Origin of the sequence: Nonomuraea sp. NPDC048826 (assembly GCF_043198225.1) — a bacterium.
In the GTDB taxonomy this organism is placed as follows: domain Bacteria; phylum Actinomycetota; class Actinomycetes; order Streptosporangiales; family Streptosporangiaceae; genus Nonomuraea.
Genome location: NZ_JBICUQ010000002.1, coordinates 903528 through 927739 on the forward strand (window position 1 = coordinate 903528; position 24212 = coordinate 927739).

The following is a 24212-nucleotide window of genomic DNA, read 5'->3' on the forward strand; positions in this document are numbered from 1 at the left end:
GATGTTGACCCCGTGGCAGACTGCGGGAGTGTAAGCGCTTACACATGCAAGTCTGAAAGCGCTTACATGAAAGGACGCGCATGGAAGTGACCATTTACGAGGTGGCCCAGCGGGCCGGAGTGTCGATCGCGACGGTGTCCAGGACACTGCGCGGCACCGGCCCGGTGGCCGCCAGGACCCGCGAGAGGGTGCTGCGGGCGGTCGAGGAGCTCGGCTTCACCCCCAGCCGGCTGGGCGTCAGCCTGGCCGAGGGCCGCCACGCCGCCAACGGCATCGTCTTCCCCGACCTCGCCGGCCCGTACTACACCCAGGTCCTGCTCGGCTACGAAGAGGTCGCCTCCGAGCTGGGCCGGTCGGTGCTGATCCTTTCCACCAAGGGCCGCACCCGCGTGCAGGAGCTGGTCAAGGACCTGGCCGGGCGGGTCGACGGCATGCTCGTGTTCGGCCACACGGTGCCCGACGAGCAGGTCTCCGAGCTGGTCAGGGCGGGCATGCCGCTGGTCTTCGTGTCACGCGGGCCGCTTCCCGGGGCCGACACGCTGCGCAGCGAGAACACCGCCTCGGCCGGTGCGCTCGCCCGCCACCTGCTGGCGCACGGCCACGAGACGTTCGCCTTCCTCGGCGCCCCGCTCACCACCGGCGACGACGTGGACGAGCGCTGGCAGGGCGTGCGGGCCGTGCTCGGCGGCGCGATCGAGGCCGTGCCCACCGCCAGCTACACCGTCGAGTGCGGCTACGACGCCGCCCGCGCGCTGCTGCGCGGGCCGCGTCGGCCGCGCGCCGTCGTCTGCTCCGACGACGAGGTCGCGCTGGGCGCCCTGCTCGCCGCCGAGGAGCTCGGCCTGGACGTCCCGTCCGACGTCGCCGTGACCGGCTGGGACGACATCATGGCCGCCCGCCACGCCAGGCCCGCGCTCACCACCGTCCGCCAGCCGATGCGCGAGCTGGGCGCCCGCGCCGCCCGCGCGCTGGACGAGCTCATCACCGGATCCCGCGACACCCCGCGTCACCTCGTGCTGGACACCGAGCCGGTCATCCGCGCCAGCTGCGGTCACCACCCCCAGGAGGTCCCCCCATGAAACCCACCACCCGGCGCGCGGCCGCCGGCCTGTTCGCGCTCGCCCTGGTGACGGGCTGCGGGCGCGGCGGCGGCCAGGCCCCCGAGCAGGCCCAGGACGTCACCACCGGCGCGATCTCCGGCGAGGTCACCGTCTGGGCGATCGGCGAGGAGGGCAAGGCGCTCGACGCCTTCGCCGAGGAGTTCGAGACGGCCAACCCCGGCGTCCAGGTCAACGTCACCGCGATCAGCTGGGAAGTCGCCCACGACAAGATCACCTCCGCCGTCGCGGGCGACGCCACCCCCGACGTCAGCATGATCGGCTCCACCTGGTCGGGCGAGCTGGCCAAGACCGGCGCCCTCGACCCCACGCCCGGCAACCTCTTCGACGAGTCCGCGTTCTTCCCCGGCGCCTGGCAGACCGTCGACGTCAACGGCACCGCGTACGGAGTGCCGTGGTACGTCGAGACCCGGGTGCTCTTCTACCGCACCGACCAGGCCGAGCAGGCCGGCGTCGCACCGCCGGAGACCTGGCGGGAGCTGAACTCCTTCGCCCGCGCGCTGAAGGAGAAGGGCGGCGCCAGGAAGGGCTTCCACCAGGGCTACACCGAAGGATCCTGGCAGGAGCTGCTGCCGTTCATCTGGTCGGCCGGCGGCGAGATCGTCAAGGACGGCGCGTACGACTTCGACACCCCCGAGGCGGTGACCGGGCTCAAGCAGTACGCGTCCCTGTTCGAGGAGAAGCTGGCCCCGAACGACACCCCGCGCGGCGCCTTCCCGCAGAACTTCGTCAAGGGCGAGGTCGGCGGGTTCTTCCTCGGCCCGTGGATGATCGGGGTGCTGGAGAACGACGGGGGCGCCGGCTTCGCCGACAAGTTCGCCGTGGCCCCGTACCCGAAGGGGCCGGTGTCGGCCACCAGCTTCGTCGGCGGCTCCGACCTGGTCGTGTTCAAGAGCGCGAAGAACCGCGACGCCGCCTGGCAGTTCATCCGGTGGCTCACCGACCCCAAGGTGCAGGCGAAGTGGTACACCACGGTCAAGGCGCTGCCCAGCGTCCAGGCGGCCTGGCAGGAGCCCGCGCTCACCTCCGACCCGAGGGTCGCCGTCTTCGGCGAGCAGCTGAAGGACGCCAAGACGCCGCCGCCGTTCCCCACCTGGGAGCAGGTGGCCCGGGTCATCGAGGGCGAGCTGGAGAAGCTGGCGCTCGGCAGGACCACGCCCGAGCAGGCGGCCAAGGCCATCCAGGCGGAGGCCGGCGCGATCGGCACCGGTCTCTGAGCCGTGGCCGCGCTCCGCAGAAGCGGGCTCGGCTGGGTGTTCGTGCTGCCGTTCCTGCTCGTGTTCGCCGTGTTCCACCTCGGGCCGCTGCTGGCCGGGCTGGGCATGAGCGTCACCGACATGCGCAACACCGACGTGGCCAGCCCGCTCGCCGTTGACCCCGTCGGGGTGCAGAACTACCTGCGCCTGGCAGACGACGAGGTGATGCGCAGGGCCGCGCTGAACACCGCCGTGTTCGTGGTCACCGCGCTGCCGCTCACGCTCGCCCTCGGCCTGGCCGCCGCCGTGGCGCTCAACTCCGGGATCGCCCGGCTGCCCGCCGCGTTCTTCCGGCTGGGCTACTACCTGCCGCACGTCACCAGCATCATCGGCGTCGCGGTGGCCTGGAAGTTCCTGCTGGAGCCCGAGGCCGGCCTGGTCAACCGGCTGCTGGAGCTGATCGGGGTCCAGGGCCCGGCCTGGCTGCAGAACCCGGCCACCGCCCTGCCGTCGATCGTGGTGATGACCGCCTGGCGCAGCTTCGGCTTCGACATGGTCGTGTTCCTCGCCGCCCTGCAGGGCATCCCGCGCGAGCTGTACGAGGCCGCGCACATGGACGGCGCGGGCCGCTGGCAGCGCTTCACCTCGGTCACCGTGCCGCAGCTGCGCCCGGTGATCCTGTTCTGCTCGGTCTACAGCACCTCCGGGTTCCTGCAGTTCCTGGAAGAGCCGCTGATCATGACCGGCGGCGGGCCGCTGAACTCCACGGTCTCCGCCTCGCTGGCCATCTTCCGCCAGTTCGGCGTCGGCAACTACGGCTACGCCAGCGCGGCCGCGACCGTGCTCTTCACCGTGATCGTCGCGCTGGCCGTCCTGCAACTGCGGGTGGGGAGGGCGCGATGAGACGGACCGGGCGGCAGAACGCCGTCACCTATGCCGGGCTGAGCGCCGGGCTGCTGCTGGTGATCGGGCCGTTCCTGTGGGCGGGGCTCAGCTCGGTCAAACCGGAGCACGAGATCCGGCGCGACCCGCCCACGTTCTGGCCCGAGACCTTCACCCTGGACAACTACACCGAGCTGATCGAACGGGTGCACCTCGGCCAGGCCTTCGTCAACAGCGTGATCGTGGCGGTGGCGATCGTCGCGGGCAACCTCGTCTTCTGCTCGATGGTCGGCTACGGCTTCGCCAAGCTGCCCTTCCGCGGCAGCCGGATCGTGTTCGGGCTGGTGCTGGTCCAGCTGGCCGTGCCCGCGATCGTGCTGATGATCCCGCAGTTCGTGCTGATCGCCCGGCTCGGCCTGGTCAACACCTTCCTCGGCATCATCCTGCCGGGGCTGGTCACCCCGCTGGGCGTCTTCCTGATGCGCCAGTTCATCGCCGAACTGCCCGACGAGCTCATCCACGCCGCCCGGGTCGACGGCGCGGGCGAGTTCCGGATCTTCGCCCGCGTCGTGCTGCCGCTGTGCAAGCCCGCGCTCGCCACGCTCGGGCTGATCACCTTTCTGGCCGCGTGGAACAACTTCCTCTGGCCCGCCGTGGTCGCGCAGTCGGAGGACGTCTACACGCTGCCCGTGGCGCTGAACATCCTCAACGGGCGCGAAGGCGCCCACTACAACCTGCTGGTCGCCGGAGCGATGATCGTGGTCGCGCCGATCCTCGTGCTCTTCGTGTTCCTGCAGCGCTTCTTCGTCCAGGGCATCGCCACCACGGGAAACAAGTAGAGGAGCCATCCCATGCGCAAGATCCTGCTGCCTGCGCTGACGGCGCTCGCGGTCATGGTGCCGGGCACCGCCCACGCCGACGGCGAATCGGTCTTACACCGCTACGCGAAGGACACCTGGCGGTCCATGGCCGCCATGGTCGAGCCCGCCACCGGGCTGCCCGCCGACAAGGTCACCGGCGACCTCCGCACCCGCGCGAAGGTGACCTCGCCGACCAACGTCGGCACGTACCTGTGGAGCACCCTCACCGCCCGCGACCTGCGCCTGATCAGCCGCGCCGACGCCACGCGGCGCGTCGGGCGGGTGCTGGACGCGCTGGAGCGGCTGGACCGGCACACCCCGACCGGGCAGTTCTACAACTGGTACGACCCCGCCACGCTGGCCCTCGTCACCACCTGGCCGGAGACCGGCGACCCGGTGCGGCCGTTCGCGTCCAGCGTGGACAACGGCTGGCTCGCCACCGCGCTCATGATGGTCCGCACCGCCGAGCCGCGCCACGCGGGCCGCGCGAACCGGCTGGTCACCTCGATGAACTTCGCCGCCTACTACGACCCGGCCGCCCGCCCCGACGCCGGCACCGGGCTGCTGCGCGGCGGCTTCTGGCCCGAGCCGCCCGACGGCTGCTCCGTCGAGAGCGACTACGCGGGCACCGGCACGACCGTGTACTCCACTTGCCACCACTACGGCGCGCCCGCGGAGACCCGCATCGGCACCTACGTGGGCATCGCACTCGGCCAGCTCCCGCGCGAACACTACTTCGGCCCGTACCGCACCTTCCCCGACAACGGCTGCGACTTCGGCTGGCAGGAGCAGAAACCCGTCGGATCCTGGCAGCGGCACCTCGGCGTGAACGTCTGGGAGGGCACCTACGCCTACCGCGGCATGCGGTACGTCCCGAACTGGGGCGGTTCGATGTTCGAGGCGCTCATGCCCGACCTCGTCGTCCCCGAGGCGGACTGGGCGCCGCGCAGCTGGGGCCGTAACCACCCGGTGTTCGTCAAGGCGCAGATCGAGCACGGGCTGCGGGAGGCGCGGTACGGCTACTGGGGCTTCTCCCCGGCCAACGACCCGCACGGCGGCTACCGCGAGTACGGCGTGGACCAGCTCGGCATGGACGAGCCCGGCTACACCACCGACCGGGAGCGCACCAGCGTCGACCCCGGCTACGAGGGCTGCCGCCCCGCCCAGCCGGCGCCCGAGAGCTACGGCGACGGCGTGGTCACGCCGCACGCGTCCTTCCTGGCCCTGCCGTACGCCCGCGACGCCGCGCTGCGTAACCTCGCCAAGCTCCGCCGCGACTTCGACGTCTACGGCCCCGGCGGCTTCTACGACTCCGTGGCCGTGCGGTCCGGCGTGGTCTCCCGCTGGTACCTGGCGCTCGACCAGGGCATGGTGATGGCCGCGCTCGGCAACGTGCTGACGGACGGCAACCTGCACCGCTACTTCGGCAGCCGCCAGGTGGAGGCCCGACTCCGCCCGGTGATGGAGATCGAGGAATGGAAGGTGGTCCCATGACCCGGGGGGAGAACAGATGACGGCACGCGACGACTGGCGGGCCCGCCTGCACGAGCGCTCCGGTGAGGCCGCGCCCGCCGCCCCGGTGGACCTGCCCGCCCCGGAGCGGGTCGTGGCCACGCCGGGCGCCGGGCACGTGACGCTCACCTGGGACCCGGTGCCGGGCGCGATCGGCTACCTGGTCACCAGGGACGGCGTGCCGGTCCCGCCGCCCGACGTGGACGTGCCCGCCGTGCCGTCCTGCCGCTACGTCGACACCGGGACGGGCGAGGCCGCGTACACCGTCGCCGCCCTGGCCACCATGGAGAACCGGGGGCCCGCCTGCCCTCCGGTGACCGCCGCCCCCGCGCCAGGGGGCGGCGCCCCGCCGCGGGTGGAGGTCGCGGTCGACGCCGGGACCGCGACAGGTCCGACGGCCCGGCCGTGGCAGCCGATGATCGGGTCCGAGCACCTGTCGCACCTGCTCAGCGAGGACGAGAGCGGCGGCCGGCCGATCGGCGCCGAGCTGGCCGAGGCGCTGCGGATCGTCCACGACGAGCTGGGCGTGCGCGCGGTGCGGGCGCACGCCGTGCTCTGCGACGACCTCGGCGTCTACCCCGGGCACGACTTCAGCCGCGTCGACCGGGTCTACGACCTCGTCACCGGGCTCGGCCTGCGGCCCGTGGTCGAGCTCGGGTTCATGCCGCGCGCCCTGGCCGCCGACCCGTCCGCGACCGTGTTCTCGTACGAGGCGATCATCTCGCCGCCGTCGGACTACCGGGCCTGGGGCGAGCTGGTCCGGGCGCTGGTGGCGCACCTGGCCGGCCGGTACGGGATCCGGGAGCTGGTCGAGCACTGGGCCTTCGAGGTGTGGAACGAGCCCAACCTGGCCGTCTTCTGGTCCGGCACGCCCGAGGAGTACTTCCGCCTCTACGACGTGACCGCCGCCGCGGTGAAGAGCGTCCACCCGGACCTGCGGGTAGGCGGCCCGGCGTCGGCCGCCGACGGGTGGGTGGAGGAACTGCTCGCGCACGTCGACGCGTCCGGCGCGGCGCTCGACTTCGTCTCCACGCACACGTACGGGAACGCGCCGCTCGACTGGCGGCCCGCGCTGGCCAGGCACGGGCGGGCCGGCACCCCGATCTGGTGGACCGAGTGGGGGCCGACCCCCACCCACTTCCACGGCATCGGCGACGGGCCGTTCGGGGCGGCGTTCGTGCTGCACGGGATGCGTTCGGCGGCCGGACGGGTGGACGCGCTCGCGCACTGGGTGGCGTCCGACCACTTCGAGGAGCTGGGCAGGCCGCCGCGGCTGTTCCACGGCGGGTTCGGCCTGCTCACCGTCGGCAACCTGCGCAAGCCCCGCTTCCACGCCCTGGCCCTGGCCTCCCGCCTGGGCGACGCCGAGCTGGCCGCCACCGTCACCGGCGACGCCGGCGGGGTGGAGGCGTGGGCGGCGGCCCACCCCGACGGCCGGGTCGGCGTGCTCGCCTGGAACGTCACGCTCAACCACACCCAGGCGGGCGGCGCCGCCGAGCTGGACCGCCGCGTCGCGCTCACCGTCACCGGCCTGCGCGGCGGCTGCACCGTCACCCACCACCGCATCGACCACCGCCACACCGACATCGAGGGGGCCTGGCAGGCCATGGGCGGCGGCGACTGGCCGGACCCCGGCCAGTGGGACAAGCTGCGCGCCGCCGACCGGGTCGACGAGTACGCCCCGGCGACCCGGGTGACGGCCGTGGAAGGGACCGTCCGCCTGGAGTTCGAGCTGCCCATGCCGGGGGTGTCGTTCGTGGAGTTCGCGCCGTGAGCCGGTCCGGCGATGGTTCGTACCGGACGGTCTGTACGGGAAGGACGCGCCGATGAGAGCCTAGGCCCCATGAAAGATCCGGCCGGGGCGCTCGCTGCCCGAATCGAGGAGTTCGAGCGGGCGGCGGACCCCCGGCTGGTGCTGGACGACGCGGCACTGGCCGACGCCTGGGAGGCCATGCTGGCCTGCACCGGCGGGCCGCGCGACGCCGTCGTCTGGCAGGCGGTCGGAGCGCTCCACCTGGCCCGCTACCGGCTCGCCCTGGAGGACGACGCCGAGGCGGCCGTCGCGGGCGTGTTCTTCGCCGCCGTGGCCGTGCTCGACCCCGCCGCGCTGCCGGAGCGGCTGCGCGGGCCGCACGTCCCCGCCGCCTCCACCGCGGAGACCTGGGCGGGGCTGGTCGAACAGGTCTTCCGCCACGCGGACGCCGACGCCTACCAGCACGTGGGGCTGCTCGTGCACGCCCTCCTGCGGCGCGCGCTGGCCGAGCCCAGCGCGGAGGTGTGCGACCGGCTGGGGCAGGTGCTGCTGGAGGAGGCCCTGGCCGCGCCGGAACCCGCCTGGGCGGCCGAGGCGCTGGCCGTCCTGGGCGACGGCCTGGTGCGGCTGTACCGGACGGCCGGCGACGGCGGGGCGCTCGACGACGCGGTGCACGTCCTGTTCCGGGCCGCGCTCGCCGGCCCCGGGCACGTGCCGGACCTGGCCGCGGCGCTCGGCCACGCGCTCCCCGGCGACACCGACCTGATCCGGGCGTACCTCCTGGCGGCGGGAAGCCCAGCGGGGCCGGACCGCTCGGCGGCGCTCCTGGACCTGCTCGGCCTGGCCGCCGCCCGCGCGTCGGCCTCCTGCGCCGACGGTGACCTGCTGGCGCTGCTGCGGGTGGGCCAGGCCTGCCTCGACCACTGGCACGAGGCCGGGGCCCACCCCGAGGTCCTGTCCCGCTACGGCGCGGCGCTGGTCGAGTGGTACGTGGTCACGGGCGACGTCCGCTCCCTGGAAGCCGGGCGCGACATGCTCGCCGCACTGCCCGCCCCGGCCGATGTCCCGGCACCGGAGACGGCGTTCCCCGGCTCGTCGGAGCCCGGCCGGGTCGTCCGGCCGGACGACCCGGCGGTCCGGCTCGACCTGCTCGGGCAGCGTCACTGGCGGCGCTACCGGGGGAGCGGCGACCCGGCCGACCTGGAGCTCGCCGTCCAGACGTTGCGGCAGGCGGTGGTGCGCGCGCCTGAGGGGCACCCGGAACGGGCCGCGTTCCTCGCCGACCTGGCCGCCGCGCTCGTCCACCGCGCCGCCCGGTCGGGCGACGCGCGACCGGCCGTCTCCGCCGCGCGCTCCGCCGTCTCCGCCTGCCCCGCGGGGCACCCCGAGCGTTCCCGCGCACTCCTCCTGCTCGGCCGGGCGCTCTGCCTCGACCTCACCCCGCCCGCCGCCGCCGAGGCCGCCGAGGCCCTGCGGGAGGCGGTCGCGGAGGAGGACCCGCGATTCCTCGCGGAGGCGTACGCGGTCCTGTCGGACGTGCTGCGCCGCCGCGCCATGGCCGCCGGCGACCAGGATCGGCTCGCCGACCTGGACGAGGCGGTGCGGGCGGGCCGCGAATCCGCCGACCTGGCCCACCTCGACGCCAAGACCCGCCCCGCGCCCACGGCGGTCGAACCGGAGCCGTCGCCGAGGTCGTCGAGCGTGCCCCCGGCACTGGTCAAGGCGTTGCTGGCGCGGTTCGTCGCCCGTGGCGGCGAGAGTGATCTCCTGGAGGCGATCGAACTCGCCGGGAACGTGCCCGGTGATCCCGAGCTCACCTCGCTCCTCCGCCTGGCGATCGGCCACGTGCCCGGGGTGCCGGACATGTCGGCGGCCGACGCGGCGACCCGGCTGGCCGGCGCCTACGACGACGAGGAGACGGCCCGGGACCTGCTCCGGTTCGCCGAACGGCACGCCGCGGCGGCGGGCGGCACGGGGGAGTACCTGGTGGCCGCCGCCACGGAGATGGCCGGGCGCGGGCGCCGCAGGGCGGCGATCGACCTGCTGGAACGGGCCGGGCAGGCGTTCACCGCGGCGGACGGGACGACCCTGGCGGCGGACGCGCTCGCCCGGGCGGGACACGAGCACGAGGAGCTCGGCGCCTGGGAAGCCGCGCTGCGGGCGTTCGAGCGCGCCGCCGACGGTTACCGCGCCGCCGGGCGGGCCAGGGAGGAGGCGGCCCAGCGGGCCGCCATGGGGAACGCCTGCGCCAGGGCGGGAGAGCCACGCCGGGCCGCCTCCTGCTACCAGCGCGCCGCCGACCTGTGCCGGGAGGCGGGACTCGACGCGGACGAGGCCGGCTATCTGGAACAGGCCGCCGCCGCGTACCTGGAGGGCGGGGAGCCCGCGACGGCGCTGGAGCGCGCCGGCCGCGCCCGCGAGCTGCACCTGGCGCGCGGCGACGCCGAGCGGGCCGCGCGGGCGCTCATCCCGGCCGCGCGGGCCGGCGCCACGCTCGGGCACCTGCCCGCCGCCGCCGAGCTGATCAGCACCTGCGCCGCCGAGCTGGAGGCCGCGGGCACCTGGGACGACGCCTGCCAGGCCCTGGACGGGCACGCGCTGCTGCTGTACGAGCTCGGGCACGCCGACCACGCGGCCGCGTGCGAGGCCGCCATCGTGGACGTGGTACGGCGGCGCGGCCATCGGCGCGACCCCGCCGACGAGTGGTACCACATCGCCCGCCGCCGTCTCGCCCGCGGCGACGTGCCCGGGGCGAGACGGGCGTTCGAGCGGGCCGAACGCGCCTACAACCAGCTCGGCCACCAGGACGGCGCGGCCGCCGTGCGCCACCACCTCGGCGTGATCGGGTTCACCGGCGCCGGGATGGAACAGGCCGCCCAGGACTTCGCGACGGCCGCCGACGCGTTCGCGGCCATGAGGAGCCGCGAGCGCGAGGCCGCCGCCCGCACGATGCGCGCCGCCTGCCTGGTGGAGCTGCGCCGGTGCGACGAGGCCGTGGCCGAGCTGGACCGGGCCACCCAGCCCGCCGTGGCCGATGGCGACCTCGGCGCGCTGTTCTCCATCGCCCTGGTGCGCGCCACCGCCGACCTGCGCTCCGGCGCACGCGACCAGGCCCGCGGGCGGCTCCGCGCGGCGCTGGGCCTGGCCGCCGGGGATCCGCTGCGCGCAGCCGTGGTCCACGAGCGCCTCGCGGTCGCGCACGAGGGCGACCGCGCGGCCGTGGTGGAGCACCTCGGCCTGGCCGCCGACGGGTTCCGCGCGACCGGGCACACCGGGCTGGTCGCGCTCACCTCGCTGCGCCTCGGCTTCGCGCTGGAGGACCAAGGTGACCTGCGCCGGGCGCGCAAGGCGCTGGAGGAAGGGCTCGGCACCGCGGTGACCCTGCCGCCGGGGAACGCTCCGTACGAGGTGATCCCTGCCGGGGGGACCGACCCGGCGGTGCTGGTACGGCTGGCCGAGCTGCAGTTCGCGGCCGGGGAGGTGGCGCGCGGCCGGACCGCGCTGGCGCAGGCGCTGGCCGCCGTGCGGCGCGGCGGCGAGGACCCGGCGCTGGCGGAACGGCTGGCCGAGCGGGTGCGCGTCGAGGACGCCGAGGCGGCCGGTGACCTGTCCGGCGCGCTCGCCCTGGCCCGGCAGGCGGCGGCCGACGCCGACGACCCGCGCCGCAGGTCAGGGCTGCTGGCCAAGCTGGGCGCGCTGGCGCTGGCGGCCGGTGACCCGCGGGCCGCCTACGCCTACGCGTCCCAGGGGTGCGACCTGCGCGACGACCTGCTGGCCGAGCACCTGCGCTCGCGCGGCGTCGCGGCCGGCGCTCTCGGGCGTACGGCGGAGGCGATCGGTCACCTGTCGGAGTCCGTCCGGCTGGCGCGCGAGTCCGGGCAGGCGATGCCGGTGCGGCTGGTGTCCGCGCTCGGCGCGCTCGGCGCGGCGCTGGCCGAGGACCGGCGGTGGGCCGACGCCGGTGCGGTGCTGGCCGAGGCGCTGGCGCTCGCCGCCGGTCCGGCCTGGCGCGGCATGCGCGCCTCTTTGCTGGCCGCGCGGGCGGGGACCCGGTTCCGTCAGGGGGACGTGGACGAGGCCGCGACGCTCTACCAGGAGGCGCTGGCGCTGGCGGAGGCCGTCGGCGACGACGCGACGGTGGCCGTCGTGTGCGGGGAACTGGCGCTGGCGCACGCGGCCAAGGGCGAGCGGGACAGCGCGACGCGGTTCGCCGGACGGGCCCTGGACCTCGACCGGGCGCGCGGGCGGCAGCGGGCCGTGGTGCGCGACCTGATCGCGCTGGGACGGCTGGGCGACGCCGACCGGCTGGCGGAGGCGCTGTCGCTGGCGCGGCGGATCGCGTTCGCCGAAGGCCAGGCCGTGGCACTGACCGAACTGGCCGCCTCCGACCTGCGCGCCGGCCGGGTCACGGCGGCCCGCGACCGCGCCTCGGCCGCCATCGAGCTCCTCGAACGCTCGGCCCCCGGCCCCACGGACCCGGAGGAACCGCGCGAGCCGGGCGTCCTCGGGGCGGTGCGCGAGGAACCGGCCGACGCGGCTGTCATCGGGGCGGATCCTGAGGAAGGGGCCGGCGAAGGCATTCCCGCGGAGTCAGCCGGTACCGGCGTCGCCGGGGCGGCGCGGGACGCGCTGGCCGGGGCGTACACGATCAGGGCGGCGGCGCGGGAGGAGCTGGGGGAGCTGGACACGGCGCTGGCCGACGCCGAGCGGGCCGGTGACCTGGACGATCCGCGTTCGGCGGCCGTCGAAGGGCTTCGAGCCAGGGCGGTGGGGCTGGCCGTCCGGCTGGGCCGCGGCGACACCGCCTGGGCGCACGCGGAACGGGCCAAGGAGACCCTTCTCGGCCCCGAGGAAGAGGTCGCGCGGGCTGTCGGCGGTGACGCCCAGCGGCTCGTGAGCCTGCTCCCGGAAGGGACGGGCGTGCTGGCCTTCCACGTGGGCGAGTTCGTCAGCGTGGTGGCGCACCGCTCCGGCTGGGCGCGGCCGAGGGCGTTCGGCACCTCCGTCGGCCCGGAACTGCTCGCCGAGTTCGCGGCCACGGCCGGGGCCGCCGACGGCGGGCAGCGGCGGGCCGAGCTGTGGCGGGTGGTCGCCGACCTGCTGCTCGGCGCGGCGACCGAGGCGCTCGGCGACGACCTCGACACGCTGTACCTGCTGCCGCACGGCGACCTGCACGGGCTGCCGCTGCACGCGCTCGCCCCCGGCGGGCGGCTGCTGCTCGACCGCTACACGGTGGCGTACGCGCCGTCCGCCGCCACGCTGGCCCGGCTGGCGGCGCGCCGCACCCGGCACGGCGGCCGGTCGCTGGTGGCCGGCCAGGGGGAAGAGGCCGAGGCGGTCGCCGCGGCACTGGGGGTCGCGCCGGTCACCGCCGCCGCCCGCGACCTGGAAGGCGCCTGGGACACCGTGCACCTGGCCTGCCCGGCCTGCTACGACGGCGCCGACCCGTACGGCTCGGGCATCCGGCTCCCCGGCGGGCTGCTGAACGCCCGCGCGATCATGGACCTGCGGATCGAGGCCGGGCTCGTCTCGGTGAGCGGCTGCGAGCCGTCACCCTCGGGCGCGGGGATGGCGGCGCTCGGGCACGCCCTGCTGCGCGCCGGCGCGGCCGCGGCGGTGCTCCCGCAGTGGCCGGTGAACCCGGAGGCGACGCGGGCACTCCTGCCGCCCTTCCACGCCCGGGTGACGGGCGACGGCCCCGGCAAGGCACTCAGAGCGGCGATCCTGGAATCCCGCGACCTGTACGGAGCATCACGCCCCGACCTGTGGGCCCCCTACGCCCTGATAGGCCTCGCCGCCTGACCCACCGCCCGCCGCGGCCCCGCCGGCGCTGGGCAGGTGTCTCGTGATCGTCATCAGCCCGGCCCCACCGCGCGGGCGCTCGGGGGCGTGCTTCAGAGGTAAGGGCGGGTGACCGTCACCAGCTCCGCCGGGGCGTCGCGGGTGTCGACGTAGAGGGCCGTGTCGGGGGTGCGTTCGCGGACGTCGCGGTCGCGGATCGCGAAGACGGCCGGTGGGGCGCCGGCCTCGCCGTAGCGGGCGGTGAGCGCCGCGGCGATCGCCGCGCGCAGGTCGGCCAGGACGTCACGGGCGGCGTGCGGGCCGCCCGGCGCCGCAAGGTAGCCCAGCATCCCGGCGAAGCGCGACTCGGTGTCGGCGGCGGGACGCTGCCCGGCCAGCACCGGGCGGTCGAGCCAGAACACCTTGCCCGCGAGGAAGCCGTCGTAGCTCGCGCCCTCGTGGCTGAGCGTGCGCGCCGCGCCGGCGAGCAGCTCGCCGAACTCCGCCAGCTCGGCCCGCGGGGGCAGGTCGGTGGTGACGAACAGGGGCACGATCAGCGAGTCGAGCATGGGCCATCCCTCCGGTGAGGAGCCTCATGGTAGGGCTCGCCACCGACAATTCCCCGGGCCGACACCCTGGTGTTTCAACCCCCCGCGGCCTCCGCCAGCCTGCGCGCCAGCACCCGCAGGTGCGCCCGCAGCCCGTCCGGCTCGTGCACCTCGAAGGGCATCCCCAGCGACACCAGCCAGTACGCCAGCTCGTCCAGCGAGTTGGAGCCGGTCAGCAGCAGGCAACCGGCCGCGTCCAGCGGCTCCACCGAGGCCACCGACGGCCCCATGCGCGCCACCACGGCCTCCGCCGGCGCCCGCACGGTGACCCGGCACCGGTACCGGTACGGCGCGCTGGAGATCTGGCGTGAGGCGTAGGCCGCCAGGTCCTCGGCGGGCGGCTCCCGGGGCGCGAACCTCGGCCCGTTCGGCGTGCGCAGCCGCAGCCGGTCCACCCGGAACACCCGCCAGTCCTCCCGGCCCCGGTCGAAGGCCACCAGATACCAGCGCCGCCCCGACGCCACCAGCCGGTGCGGCTCGACCAGGCGCTCGGTGACGGTCGCGTCGCCGGACTCGTACCCGAAGCGCAGGCTCTCGTGGTCGCGGCAGGCGGCCGCGATGGCCGACAGCGTGTCCGCCTCGACCGCGGCCGCGCCGCCGGTCAGCGGCACGGTCATCGACTGCAGCGCGTTCACCCGGTGCCGCAGCCGGGACGGGAGCACCCGCTCCAGCTTGGCCAGCGCCCGCACCGAGGTCTCCTCGATGCCCGCCACGCTGCCCTGCGCGGCCGTGCGCAGCCCGACGGCCACCGCCACCGCCTCCTCGTCGTCGAGCAGCAGCGGCGGCAGGTCGCCGCCCGCGCCGAGCCGGTAGCCGGGCACGCCGGCGGTCGCGTCCACCCGGTAGCCCAGCTCACGCAGCCGCTCCACGTCGCGCCGCACGGTCCTGGCCGACACGCCGAGCCGCTCGGCCAGCTCGGATCCGGGCCAGTCACGCCGCGTCTGCAGCAGGGACAGCAGTTTCAGCAATCGGGCGGAGGTTTCCAGCACACCTAGGACCGTACCTGTCCTAACCGGCTCCTAGCGTGGTGGACATGAACGACATCCGACCCTTCCGCATCGACATCCCGCAGGCCGACCTGGACGATCTGAGCGATCGGCTCGCCCGTACCCGCTGGCCGGACGACCTGGACGGCGTCGGCTGGTCGTACGGGGTGCCTGTCTCGTACGCGCGAGCTCTCGCCGAGTACTGGCGCACCGGCTTCGACTGGCGCGCCCAGGAGGCCGCGCTCAACGCGTTCCCGCAGTTCACGACCGAGATCGACGGGCAGAACGTGCACTTCCTGCACGTGCGCTCACCCGAGCCGGACGCGCTGCCCCTGCTGATCACGCACGGCTGGCCGGGCTCCGTGGCCGAGTTCATGAACGTCATCGGCCCGCTCGCCGACCCGCGCGCGCACGGCGGCGACCCGGCCGACGCCTTCCACGTCGTCGCCCCGTCCATCCCCGGCTTCGGCTTCTCCGGTCCCACCCGCGAGCGCGGCTGGGACATGACCAGGGTCGCCGCCGCGTGGAAGGAGCTGATGAGCCGCCTCGGCTACGAGCGGTACGGCGCGCAGGGCGGCGACACCGGCGCCGTCATCTCCCCCACGCTCGGCAGGCTCGACCCGGGGCACGTGGCAGGGGTGCACGTCAACGGCGGACTCGGCTTCCCCAGCGGCGACCCGGCCGAGCTGGAGGGCCTGACCGAGACCGAGCGGGCCCGCCTGGCGCGGTACGGCGACCAGGACGACCTCGGCTACGCGATGATCCAGTCCACCCGGCCGCAGACGCTCGCCTACGGCCTGCACGACTCCCCGGCGGGTCAGCTCGCCTGGATCGCCGAGAAGTTCAAGGAGTGGACCGACCCGGCCCGCGAGCTGCCCGAGGACGCGGTGGACCGCGACCAGCTGCTGACCAACATCAGCCTCTACTGGCTGACCGGGACCGCCGGCTCCTCGGCCCGCCTCTACAAGGAGGGCGCCGCGGCCTGGGGCGGACGGCAGGAGCCGTCGGCGCTTCCGCACGGCGTCGCGGTCTTCCCCGGAGACCCCGGCGTCCGCCGCGTCGCCGAGCGCGAGCACAAGATCGTGCACTGGTCCGAGTTCGACCGCGGCGGGCACTTCGCCGCGATGGAGGCCCCTGACCTGCTGGTGGCCGACATCCGGGAGTTCTTCAGGCTGGTGCGCTGAGTCAGCGGCGGCGCCACTCGTCCTCGATGGCGGCGTGGATCACCGAGTCGCGCCAGCCTTCGGGCGAGGCCACGTGGTGGCGCAGGCGGCCCTCCTCGACCATGCCCGCCGTCAGCATGGCCAGCTGCGCGGGCAGGTTGGCGGGGGCCCGCGCGCCCCAGATGCGGTGCAGGCCGAGCTGCTTGAAGCCGAACCCCAGCAGCAGCCGCACCAGGTCGGTGCCCATGCCGCGGCCCCAGTGGTCGGGGCGCAGGCCGAGGCGGATCTCGGCGCAGTGCGGCCGCTCGGTGTCGATGTGCAGCCGCGCGACGCCGATCACGTCCTGGTCGGCGGCGTCGAGCACGGCGAGCGCGTACAGGCGGCGCGGATCCTGGGCCGCGGTCGCCATCGCCTCCCGCACGAGCTCGGCGACCTGCCCGAGGGTGCGGGGAGCGAACGGCATGTACTGGGTCGCGGCCGGATCGCCGTAGACCGCGTGCAGCGGCGCGACGTCCGCCTCGGTGACCTCACGAAGCCAAAGACGCTCACCTTTGCACACGACCTCGCACATGGGGCGACGGTAACGCTACTTCAGTGATCTCTACAAGCCCATGTCAAGTGGCGAGTTGACTGCCGTAAGCGCGGGCGACAAGTTCGGCGATCATGCTGTGCGCGCCGAGCGGCTCGGCGTGTCCGGCGCTGATCGCGTCCGCGGCCTGTTTCACCAGGTCGGCGGGGGCCTCGTGGCCGATCATGCACGGCGCGACGGCCAGCCGGGCGGCGCCGGCCGCGCGCAGCCGCTCCGCGGCTACGGTGACACCGGGCTCGCTGTCAAGTGAGGCGGCCACCACCGGGAGCGTCAGCCGGGAGGCCAGCAGCACGGCGGTCGCCTGCGCGGCGCGTACGGCGAGCTCGCCGCCGATCATGCCGAGGATGACCGCGTCGACGGGGCTGGAGACGTTGAGCAGGCGGACCCGGTCGGCCCTGGCCAGGCCGCGCTCGGCCAGCTTGATGTGGAGCGCCTCGGCGAGCAGCGGGTGCGGGCCGAGCGCGCCGGTCACGACGGCGCCCGAGCCGCTGTCGGCGACGGCCTGGTTGATCGGGCCGAGGACCCCGGGATCATCCCAGGTGAGCAGGGGCACCACGACCGCGTCCCGGCCTGCCGGCAGCGCCTCGGCCAGCGCGTCCGCGGCGGTGAGCCGTACCTCGATCTGGGGGTTGTCGACCCGCACCACGGCGGCGACGTCCGCCGCCACGCCTGTGGCGTCGCCGGGCGCCGCGAGCACGAGAACGGGCGCGTCCGGTGGCAGGGACGTGGGGACCGGCCGGCGGTGCCGGCCCCCGCCCGGGCGGGGGGAACGTTCGCGTACAGGGAGGCTCACAGGCGCGCAGTTTATGCGGAATCGGTCGATCAGGTTCCGGGAATCGGCAGCGATTGCGTCACAACGCGCAGTCTTGTGACCGAGATCACATCGTGATGACCGGAATTGTTGACTTGCGCGCAGATATCGGCAAACTCTTGGATTACTAGAAACGCGTTCTAGAGCGCTCTTTGTCCCGCTCGTACCCCGGAGGCTGGGGATGAAGCCGTTCTACGTCCGCGAGCTCAGCGTCTACCCCGTCGGCGCCCGCCGCGTGCGCCTGCTGGCCATCGCGGTGCTCGCCAGCCTGGTGGCCAACTTCGAGACCACGATCGCCACCATCTTGCCGCTGCTGATGACCGACCTCGGCATGTCGCTGGAGGAGTACGGGCTCATCGCGGCACTGTCGGTGCTGGTGGGCGGAGTGTCCGCCGGGTTCGGCGGCATCCTGTCGGACCGGTGGGGACGGGTCGCCATCCTGGTGCCCACCCTGACCGTCACCGCCGCCTGCAACTTCCTGCTCGCCACCGTCGACTCGGTGGGCGCGCTGCTGGCGGTCCGCTGCCTGATGCTGTTCATCGAGGGCGCGGGCATCACCATCACCGCCTCGCTGGTGCGCGACTTCTCGCCGCGGCTGGGCCGGGCCCAGGCGTTCGCCTTCTGGACCTGGGGCCCGGTCGGCGCGGCGTTCCTGGCCTCGGCGCTGGCGAGCCTGACGCTGCCGCTGTTCGGCAACGCCTGGCAGTCGCAGGCCATCCTCATGGGCATCGTCTCCCTCACCCTCTGCGTGATCATCATCTGGCAGATCGCCGAGCCGTCCGCCGCGCTGCGCGCCCAGGTCATGGACGCCGAGGAGGCGGTGAGCGCAGAGGAGAAGATCGACCCCGGCAAGATCAGGGAGCTGTTCCGGCACCCCCACCTGTGGGCGCACGTGCTCGGCAACACCGGCTGGCAGGTGCTCTACTGGACCTTCGCGATCTTCGGCCAGACCATCCTGGTCACCGCGTTCGGCATGGCGGCGGCCGCGGCCAACGGCGTGGTCGCGCTCGGCATCGTGCTCAACGCCCTGGCCGTCGTCGTGGTCGGCCGCGTCTCCGACCGGCTGCGGCTGCGCAAGCCGTTCACCGCCGTCGGCACCGTGCTGACCATCGGCGCCCTGGCCTACTTCATCACCCTGGTCGGAGCCGGGGCCTCGGCCACCCATGTGGTGATCGTGTACGCGCTGCTGTTCCTGACCATGGGCATCGCCTACGTGCCGTGGATGGCCAACTTCTCCGAGAACGCCGAGGACGTGGACGCCCGCCTCCAGGGCTCGGCCCTCGGCCTGTGGGGGATGGTCGTCCGCGTCATGATCGTCGCGATGCTGGTGATCTCGCCTCAGGTCGTCGCCGTCGGCGGCTGGGGGACGTGGCTGATGGTGGGGCTGGGCGGCCAGGTGCTGTTCCTGCTGGCCCTGGCCGCCTTCAGAGGGCCGTGGCTCACCCGCGCCCCTGTGTCGGGCAAGCTCCCGGCCTAGCGGGTCGGCACCACCACCGCGTCCTGGTTGCCCGGGGCGTAGACGGTGATCCCCTGGGGCAGCGACTTCAGCTTGTCGATCTCGGCGCAGGCGGGGCACTTGTCGTAGCCGTCCTGCCTGGCCTGGTTGGCCTTCGCCTCCGCCTCGGCCTGCGCCACCTTCGCCTGCGCCTCCGAGACGGCGGCCCCGGCCGCCAGTGAGCGGTCCACCGCCTTTTGCACCTCGGCCGGCAGCGTCACCCGCGACAGCGAGAAGTTCATGCCGGAGAAGAACTGTCCGCCCAGCGTGCGCGGCAGGTCGCGGGCGAGCGCGGCGTTGACCGCGTCCTGCACCGCCTTGATGCTCGTGGCGCTGTCCTGCGGCTTCAGCGCCGAGTTCTCCAGCAGCGAGCACGACGGCACCAGCTCGGCGCAGCGCCGGGCGCCCACCTCGGCCCGCAGGGCGTTGTCGATCACCGGCCGGACCGCCTGGCCGAAGAACGCGGTCCAGCCCTCGTCGCCGTCCCACGCGTACAGGAAGGAGTCGTCCTGGGCGCGGAAGGTGCGCGTGCCGTACTTGTCGTCGAACGTCTTCAGCGTCGCCGGGTCCAGGGTGAGCGTGAAGTACAGGGTGCCTTCGACGCCCAGGTTCACCCCGTCGCTGCTGGGGACCGTCACCACGTCCACGCCCAGCGTGGTGGCGCGCTTGGCGTCCGCGGTGATCGTGTAGAAGCGCTGCTGCGCCGGGTACGCGTGCACCGAGGACCACAGGCCGGTCCAGGTCATGCCGGACCCCGGCGGGATGATCTCGCGTACCTGGGTGTCGTCGAACCAGCCGCCGTCGCGGACGACCGCCACCTCGCCGGCGTCGGTCCGCTCCAGGCCACCGACGACCCCGACGAGCAACGGCACGCAGATCAGCGCGGCGATCACGAGCAGGGCGATGCGCATCGTCGTCCTCTCCCTCCGCGGGCGGCGGTGGCAGCCGCCGCCCGCGGTTGTTTCGCGGCAAGTACAGGAGGGGTGGTCTCAGGCGCGCTGCGGCATCGAGCCCGGCTCGGCGGCCAGGTCGAGGTCCCGCGTCTCCGGCGCGATGGCCAGGCCCAGGGCGGTGACCGCGAGCGCGGCCACCACGTACACCGACACCGCGACCGTGGTGCCGAACGTGTCGAACAGCTTGATGGCGATGATCGGGGCGAGCGCGCCGCCCGCGATGCCGGCCAGCTGGTAACCCATCGAGGCTCCGCTGTAGCGCAGCCGGGTGCTGAACAGCTCGGCGATGAACGCCGCCTGCGGCCCGTACATCGCCGCGTGGGTCACCAGCGCGACCACCGCGGCCACGATGATCAGGAACGTGGACCGGGTCTCCAGCAGCGGGAAGAAGGCGAACACCCAGACCGCGGCGCCCAGCACGCCGGCGAAGTACACCGGACGCCTGCCGTACCGGTCCGACAGCGAGCCGAACAGCGGGATCAGCCCGAGCTGCAGCGCCGAGGCGATCAGCACCGCGTTCAGCCCCACCTGCCGATCCAGCCCCAGCGGCCCGGTCAGATAGACGAGGATGTACGCGGTGAAGGTGTAGAAGGCGACGTCCACGCCGATCCGGGCGGTGAAGGTAGACAGCAGCGCGCGCGGGTGCGTGCGCAGCACCTCGACCAGCGGCATCCGCGCCTTGGCGCCCTTCTGCTCCACCTCGGTGAAGAGCGGCGACTCGGTGATCCTCAGGCGCACCCACAGGCCGACGAAGACCAGCACGCCCGAGAGCAGGAACGGCACCCGCCAGCCCCAGGACATGAAGGCGGCCTCCGGCAGGGTGAACGACAGCAGCGCGAGCAGGCCGGTGGCCAGCACGTAGCCCGCGGGCACGCCGACCTGCGGCCAGCTCGCGTTGAACCCGCGGCGCCGGGGGTCGCCGTGCTCCAGCGACATGATCACCGCGCCGCCCCACTCGCCGCCGAGCCCGAGGCCCTGGACGAACCGGAGTGTGGCCAGCAAGACAGGCGCCAGCACGCCTACCGTGTCGTACCCGGGCAGCACGCCGATGAGGAACGTCGAGATGCCCATGACCAGCAGCGTCACCACCAGCACGGTCTTGCGGCCGGCGCGGTCGCCGAAGTGGCCGAACACGATGCCGCCCAGCGGCCGGGCGACGAACGCCACCGCGTTCGTGGTCAGGGCCAGCAGGGTGGCGTTGAGGGGGTCGAAGTTCGGGAAGAAGAGCTTGCCGAAGACCAGGGTGGCGGCCGTGGTGTACAGGAAGAAGTCGTACCACTCCAGCGACGTGCCGATGAGACTGGCGAGGATCACCCGCCGGGACTGGGAGGTGGAGCCGGACATCGATCGCTCCTTCCGTCAAGGGGTCACCGTTTCAACGTAGGGATCGTTGAACGATTCGACAAGGGGTTTGTTCGATGATTTCCTGTAGCCTGTGGATAACGCTGTCGCAGATCTCGTTCAGGACCGATCCCGCCTCGGGCGGAGCAGCACCGCCGAGCGGGTCGCCGACATCCTGCGCGACCGGATCATCGAAGGCCTCTTCATGCCCGGCCAGCGCCTCTCCGAGGAGTCGATCTGCGAGGCGCTCGGCGTCTCGCGCAACACCCTGCGCGAGGCGTTCCGGCTGCTCAGCCACGAGCGGCTGCTCGACCACCGGCTCAACAGGGGAGTGTTCGTCCGCGTGCTGTCGGCCGAGGACGTCTCCGACCTCTACCGCGTGCGCCGGGTGCTCGAAGGCGCGGCCGTCCGCCGCACCCCGCCGCCGGAGGCGATGGCGCTGATCAGGGAGGCGGTGGCCGACGCGGAGCGGGCCGCGGCCGCCGACGACTGGCGGGCCGTCGGCACCGCCAACATCCGCTTCCACCAGGCCCTCGTCACGCTCAACGAGAGCCCCAGGCTCGACGAGGCCATGCGCCAGCTCCTCGCCGAGCTGCGCCTGGTCTTCCACGTGATGGAGAACCCGCGCGACTTCCACGAGCCGTTCGTCGCACGCAACCGCGAGCTGCTCGCGCTGATGGAGGCCGGCGAGCACGACGACGCCGTCGCCTACCTGGAGGGCTACCTCGACCACGCCGAGCAGCTTCTGCTCCGTGCCTACGAGCCGAACCGCTAACTTCTCGGCTATGAACAGGCTCTTCTCCGTCAGTGAGGCCCGCTCGCTGATGCCGGGGATCCTCGCCGAGGCCGCCGAGCTCATCGCCGCCCGCGCCGACCTCGCCGAGATCACCTACGACCGCGACACCGGCGGCACGTCCCCGCTCGGCGGGCTGCCCGAGCTCAAGGGCATCGAGGCGCGCATGCAGGAGATCCTGAGCCGCTGGACCGGCCTGGGCCTGGAGGTCAAGGGCATCGCGCCGGTGCTGCTCGACTTCCCCGCCGTGCTCGACGGCGCGTCCGTACGGCTGTGCTGGATCGAGGGCGAGCCGGAGCTGGGCTGGTACCACCGCTCGGAGCTGGGCTTCCCCGGCCGCCGCAGATTGCCGCAGACGTAGCGGATCCGTGATCAACCAATACGGCTGAGCGTATGTCTCAATTGACATGAGAATCAGCTCGGCGACCGCCGCCATCCTGGCGTCCGCGGTCCTCGGCGGGATCGCGTTCGCGCCCGCCGCTCACGCCCGGCCCGCGCAGGCGGGCCTCATCTGGGTGCCGTCCTGCACTGACAAGAAGACCTATGACTCCAGCCCGTGCGGCGGGTGGCGGCTGATCGCCCCGGGCGGTGGCCTGACCACCGCCAAGGAGATCGCTCTCACCAGCGTCGACGGGCGTGGCCGGAGCACCGGCGACAGCGCCCCCGTCGCCATCAGCGCCGACGGCCGGACCATCGCCCACCAGCGTCGGGGTGACCACCGCCTGGTCGTGTGGCACCTCCCCAGCGGGCGCCGCACCACCCTGCCGAAATCCCTGCTGCCCAAGGGCGCCGGCACCGCACTGGTCAACCTCTTCCTGTCGCCCGCCGGAGACCGCGTGCTCGTCGATCACGGCGACAGTGACGGCCGGGTGCCCACCAAGCTCTACACCCTCGCCACCGGTGAGACCGTCAGCCTGCGCGGTGCCGACTACCCCGTCGGCTTCAGCCCGGATGGCCGGCGGGTGCTCGCCGAGCGCGACACCGCCGACGGCACCAGAGCGCTCATCGCGTACCGGCTCGACGGCACCTCGGCCAGGCGCACGCCGCCGCAGGTCGTCGCCAACGCGCGGGCCACGGCGCTGGCCGCCGACGGACGGACTGTCGCGGCGGTCGTCTCGGGCCTCCCTGCGAGCGGCGAACCTCCCAGGCTGCACCTGTACGACCTGGAGACAGGAGAGTTGTCGGCGGGGGTCGATCTTGACCTCGCTCCCGGCGACAGTCCGTACTTTGCCCGATGGCGCGAGGACGGCAAGCTCACGATGCACCTGAATGAGAGCGGCGAAGACGAGCCGGCGGTGATACGGGTGCTCACCGCCGACCCCGAGACCGGCGCCGTCAAGCGGACCGCACGCTACGCGGTCGGCGCGAACCACTACCAGTACCACGTGGCGGGAGAGTGACATGAAGATCATCCTGGTGGCCGCGGCCCTGCTGGCGATGCCCCTGGCGGCCCCGGCTCAGGCTCAGGCCGAGCCGCATCACGACGCCATCCGCTACGCCTCCATCAAGAGCTGCGCCGGCAGCGCCGGAAGAGGGCCCTGCGGGCCGTGGCGGCTGACGATGCACAGTGGCGAGCAGCGCACCCTGCCCGACGCGCAGACCGTCTCCCTCATGCCCGACGGCGCGACCTACCCCTACCTGCCCGCGCCGGTCGCGGTCAGCGGCGACGGCACGACGGTGGCCTACTTCGTCAAGAAGTCCCGCCGGATCGCGGTCCGCACGCTCGGTGGCGGCGTCACGCTGCTGCCCGCCAACGCCACGCCCAAAGAAGCGCAGCACGTGGTCGAGCTCGTCCTGTCCAACAACGGCGACCGGCTCGCCATCAAGATCGGCTACGAGACCGGCTACGAGGCTCACAAGGAGGTGCGGATCTTCGACACCTCCGACGGCAGCCGCGTCGGCACGATCCCGCGCGGCGAGGCCATGCTGGACTTCAGCGCCGACGGCGGCGAGGTCATCAGCACCGTCGAGGCCGGCGGGTCCGTGATCGATCTGGTGGTTCGCGCCGACACCGGCGAGCGGCTCTCCCGCGCCACCCCGCCGCAGCTCGTCGTGGCCGGCATGCCGCTCGCCCTGGCCGCGGACGGGCGCACCGTCGCCGGGTTCATCCCGCGCAAGTCCCAGCTCCTGCTGTACGACGTCGAGAGCGACCAGGTACTCCGCCGGGTCCCGGTCAAGCTGCCGAAAGGCGACCTGAGCGCCATCGACTGGACCGGCGACCAGCAGATCACGCTCCACCTGCTCGACGGCAAGCGGATGACCGTCGTCGAGATCGACTCCGAGACCGGCACGGTCAAGGTCAGGGACCGCTACCGGCTGCCGAAGGACGCGCAGTCGTTCGCCGCCTGCGGCGGCTGAGCCTCTACCCTCG

19 protein-coding genes are annotated in these 24212 nt (G+C 73.8%); 13 read left to right on the top strand and 6 right to left on the bottom strand.

The genetic code is table 11. The features are described 5' to 3' along the window. Window positions 1-80: 80 nt before the first annotated feature. The 7 genes from ACGFI7_RS09800 to ACGFI7_RS09830 all read left to right on the top strand — a co-directional run bounded on the left by ACGFI7_RS09800 (window position 81) and on the right by ACGFI7_RS09830 (window position 13123). A complete protein-coding gene (locus ACGFI7_RS09800; protein ID WP_393401498.1) occupies window positions 81-1079 on the top strand; it encodes a LacI family DNA-binding transcriptional regulator in 999 nt (332 codons plus the stop codon). After that, window positions 1076-2335: a sugar ABC transporter substrate-binding protein gene (locus ACGFI7_RS09805; protein ID WP_393401501.1), complete on the top strand. Its 1260-nt coding sequence runs from the start codon at window positions 1076-1078 to the stop codon at window positions 2333-2335. Before ACGFI7_RS09800 ends, ACGFI7_RS09805 begins: the two co-directional genes overlap by 4 nt. Before the next feature lie 3 nt (window positions 2336-2338). Beyond that, window positions 2339-3217: a carbohydrate ABC transporter permease gene (locus ACGFI7_RS09810; RefSeq protein ID WP_393401504.1), complete on the top strand. Its 879-nt coding sequence runs from the start codon at window positions 2339-2341 to the stop codon at window positions 3215-3217. Continuing rightward, window positions 3214-4035: a carbohydrate ABC transporter permease gene (locus ACGFI7_RS09815; RefSeq protein WP_393401507.1), complete on the top strand. Its 822-nt coding sequence runs from the start codon at window positions 3214-3216 to the stop codon at window positions 4033-4035. The genes ACGFI7_RS09810 and ACGFI7_RS09815 overlap by 4 nt, the downstream gene beginning before the upstream one ends. 12 nt (window positions 4036-4047) lie before the next feature. After that, the gene (locus ACGFI7_RS09820) at window positions 4048-5550 is read left to right on the top strand and encodes a glucoamylase family protein (RefSeq protein ID WP_393401510.1); all 1503 of its coding nucleotides are present in this window, start codon (window positions 4048-4050) and stop codon (window positions 5548-5550) included. Between the two features lie 16 nt (window positions 5551-5566). Continuing rightward, window positions 5567-7342, top strand: a complete 1776-nt coding sequence (locus tag ACGFI7_RS09825; protein ID WP_393401512.1) for a glycosyl hydrolase — start codon at window positions 5567-5569, stop codon at window positions 7340-7342. A gap of 69 nt (window positions 7343-7411) precedes the next feature. After that, window positions 7412-13123 (top strand): CHAT domain-containing protein, encoded by a 5712-nt coding sequence (locus ACGFI7_RS09830; protein WP_393401514.1) that lies wholly within the window; start codon window positions 7412-7414, stop codon window positions 13121-13123. A 92-nt stretch (window positions 13124-13215) separates the two neighbouring features. Here ACGFI7_RS09830 and ACGFI7_RS09835 read toward each other — a convergent pair whose 3' ends face one another. Both ACGFI7_RS09835 and ACGFI7_RS09840 read right to left on the bottom strand, forming a co-directional pair. Further along, entirely contained in the window at window positions 13216-13671 is a 456-nt protein-coding gene (locus ACGFI7_RS09835) for a hypothetical protein (protein ID WP_393401516.1), read from the bottom strand. A gap of 74 nt (window positions 13672-13745) precedes the next feature. Beyond that, entirely contained in the window at window positions 13746-14699 is a 954-nt protein-coding gene (locus tag ACGFI7_RS09840; protein WP_393401518.1) for a helix-turn-helix transcriptional regulator, read from the bottom strand. A gap of 44 nt (window positions 14700-14743) precedes the next feature. On the opposite strand from ACGFI7_RS09840, the gene ACGFI7_RS09845 reads away from it, so the two are divergent. Next, the gene (locus ACGFI7_RS09845; protein ID WP_393401520.1) at window positions 14744-15880 is read left to right on the top strand and encodes an epoxide hydrolase family protein; all 1137 of its coding nucleotides are present in this window, start codon (window positions 14744-14746) and stop codon (window positions 15878-15880) included. A gap of 1 nt (window position 15881) precedes the next feature. Here ACGFI7_RS09845 and ACGFI7_RS09850 read toward each other — a convergent pair whose 3' ends face one another. Together ACGFI7_RS09850 and ACGFI7_RS09855 are read right to left on the bottom strand one after the other, a co-directional pair. Further along, complete coding sequence (locus tag ACGFI7_RS09850) at window positions 15882-16430, bottom strand: GNAT family N-acetyltransferase (RefSeq protein WP_393401523.1); 549 nt, start codon at window positions 16428-16430, stop codon at window positions 15882-15884. Window positions 16431-16473: 43 nt separating this feature from the next. Next, entirely contained in the window at window positions 16474-17241 is a 768-nt protein-coding gene (locus ACGFI7_RS09855) for a hypothetical protein (protein WP_393401526.1), read from the bottom strand. Between the two features lie 199 nt (window positions 17242-17440). Between ACGFI7_RS09855 and ACGFI7_RS09860 the strand changes: the two genes are divergently transcribed. Beyond that, window positions 17441-18736 carry an MFS transporter gene (locus ACGFI7_RS09860; RefSeq protein WP_393401528.1) on the top strand — a complete coding sequence of 432 codons (1296 nt, stop codon included), beginning with the start codon at window positions 17441-17443 and terminating at the stop codon, window positions 18734-18736. On the opposite strand, the gene ACGFI7_RS09865 is transcribed toward ACGFI7_RS09860, so the two are convergent. Together ACGFI7_RS09865 and ACGFI7_RS09870 are read right to left on the bottom strand one after the other, a co-directional pair. Further along, window positions 18733-19665, bottom strand: a complete 933-nt coding sequence (locus tag ACGFI7_RS09865; RefSeq protein WP_393401531.1) for an SPFH domain-containing protein — start codon at window positions 19663-19665, stop codon at window positions 18733-18735. The two genes, ACGFI7_RS09860 and ACGFI7_RS09865, sit on opposite strands and share 4 nt — an antisense overlap. A gap of 78 nt (window positions 19666-19743) precedes the next feature. After that, the gene (locus ACGFI7_RS09870; RefSeq protein WP_393401534.1) at window positions 19744-21051 is read right to left on the bottom strand and encodes an MFS transporter; all 1308 of its coding nucleotides are present in this window, start codon (window positions 21049-21051) and stop codon (window positions 19744-19746) included. Window positions 21052-21142: 91 nt separating this feature from the next. On the opposite strand from ACGFI7_RS09870, the gene ACGFI7_RS09875 reads away from it, so the two are divergent. From ACGFI7_RS09875 to ACGFI7_RS09890, 4 genes are read left to right on the top strand one after another with little or no spacing between them, the layout of a single operon-like run. Further along, a complete protein-coding gene (locus tag ACGFI7_RS09875; RefSeq protein ID WP_393401537.1) occupies window positions 21143-21823 on the top strand; it encodes a GntR family transcriptional regulator in 681 nt (226 codons plus the stop codon). Between the two features lie 10 nt (window positions 21824-21833). Beyond that, a complete protein-coding gene (locus tag ACGFI7_RS09880) occupies window positions 21834-22202 on the top strand; it encodes a DUF2203 domain-containing protein (protein WP_393401540.1) in 369 nt (122 codons plus the stop codon). Between the two features lie 46 nt (window positions 22203-22248). Next, window positions 22249-23241, top strand: coding sequence for a hypothetical protein (locus tag ACGFI7_RS09885; protein ID WP_393401543.1), 993 nt, complete (start codon window positions 22249-22251; stop codon window positions 23239-23241). Window position 23242: 1 nt separating this feature from the next. Next, window positions 23243-24199 carry a hypothetical protein gene (locus ACGFI7_RS09890; protein ID WP_393401545.1) on the top strand — a complete coding sequence of 319 codons (957 nt, stop codon included), beginning with the start codon at window positions 23243-23245 and terminating at the stop codon, window positions 24197-24199. Window positions 24200-24212: the final 13 nt, after the last annotated feature.

What these genes read in the sequence shown, in the direction of transcription:
- ACGFI7_RS09800 (WP_393401498.1), top strand. Translation starts at nt 81, where the DNA reads ATGGAAGTGACCATTTACGAGGTGGCCCAGCGGGCCGGAGTGTCGATC.
- ACGFI7_RS09805 (WP_393401501.1), top strand. Translation starts at nt 1,076, where the DNA reads ATGAAACCCACCACCCGGCGCGCGGCCGCCGGCCTGTTCGCGCTCGCC.
- ACGFI7_RS09815 (WP_393401507.1), top strand. Translation starts at nt 3,214, where the DNA reads ATGAGACGGACCGGGCGGCAGAACGCCGTCACCTATGCCGGGCTGAGC.
- ACGFI7_RS09820 (WP_393401510.1), top strand. Translation starts at nt 4,048, where the DNA reads ATGCGCAAGATCCTGCTGCCTGCGCTGACGGCGCTCGCGGTCATGGTG.
- ACGFI7_RS09825 (WP_393401512.1), top strand. Translation starts at nt 5,567, where the DNA reads ATGACGGCACGCGACGACTGGCGGGCCCGCCTGCACGAGCGCTCCGGT.
- ACGFI7_RS09830 (WP_393401514.1), top strand. Translation starts at nt 7,412, where the DNA reads ATGAAAGATCCGGCCGGGGCGCTCGCTGCCCGAATCGAGGAGTTCGAG.
- ACGFI7_RS09835 (WP_393401516.1), bottom strand. Translation starts at nt 13,671, where the DNA reads ATGCTCGACTCGCTGATCGTGCCCCTGTTCGTCACCACCGACCTGCCC.
- ACGFI7_RS09845 (WP_393401520.1), top strand. Translation starts at nt 14,744, where the DNA reads ATGAACGACATCCGACCCTTCCGCATCGACATCCCGCAGGCCGACCTG.
- ACGFI7_RS09850 (WP_393401523.1), bottom strand. Translation starts at nt 16,430, where the DNA reads ATGTGCGAGGTCGTGTGCAAAGGTGAGCGTCTTTGGCTTCGTGAGGTC.
- ACGFI7_RS09860 (WP_393401528.1), top strand. Translation starts at nt 17,441, where the DNA reads ATGAAGCCGTTCTACGTCCGCGAGCTCAGCGTCTACCCCGTCGGCGCC.
- ACGFI7_RS09865 (WP_393401531.1), bottom strand. Translation starts at nt 19,665, where the DNA reads ATGCGCATCGCCCTGCTCGTGATCGCCGCGCTGATCTGCGTGCCGTTG.
- ACGFI7_RS09870 (WP_393401534.1), bottom strand. Translation starts at nt 21,051, where the DNA reads ATGTCCGGCTCCACCTCCCAGTCCCGGCGGGTGATCCTCGCCAGTCTC.
- ACGFI7_RS09880 (WP_393401540.1), top strand. Translation starts at nt 21,834, where the DNA reads ATGAACAGGCTCTTCTCCGTCAGTGAGGCCCGCTCGCTGATGCCGGGG.
- ACGFI7_RS09885 (WP_393401543.1), top strand. Translation starts at nt 22,249, where the DNA reads ATGAGAATCAGCTCGGCGACCGCCGCCATCCTGGCGTCCGCGGTCCTC.
- ACGFI7_RS09890 (WP_393401545.1), top strand. Translation starts at nt 23,243, where the DNA reads ATGAAGATCATCCTGGTGGCCGCGGCCCTGCTGGCGATGCCCCTGGCG.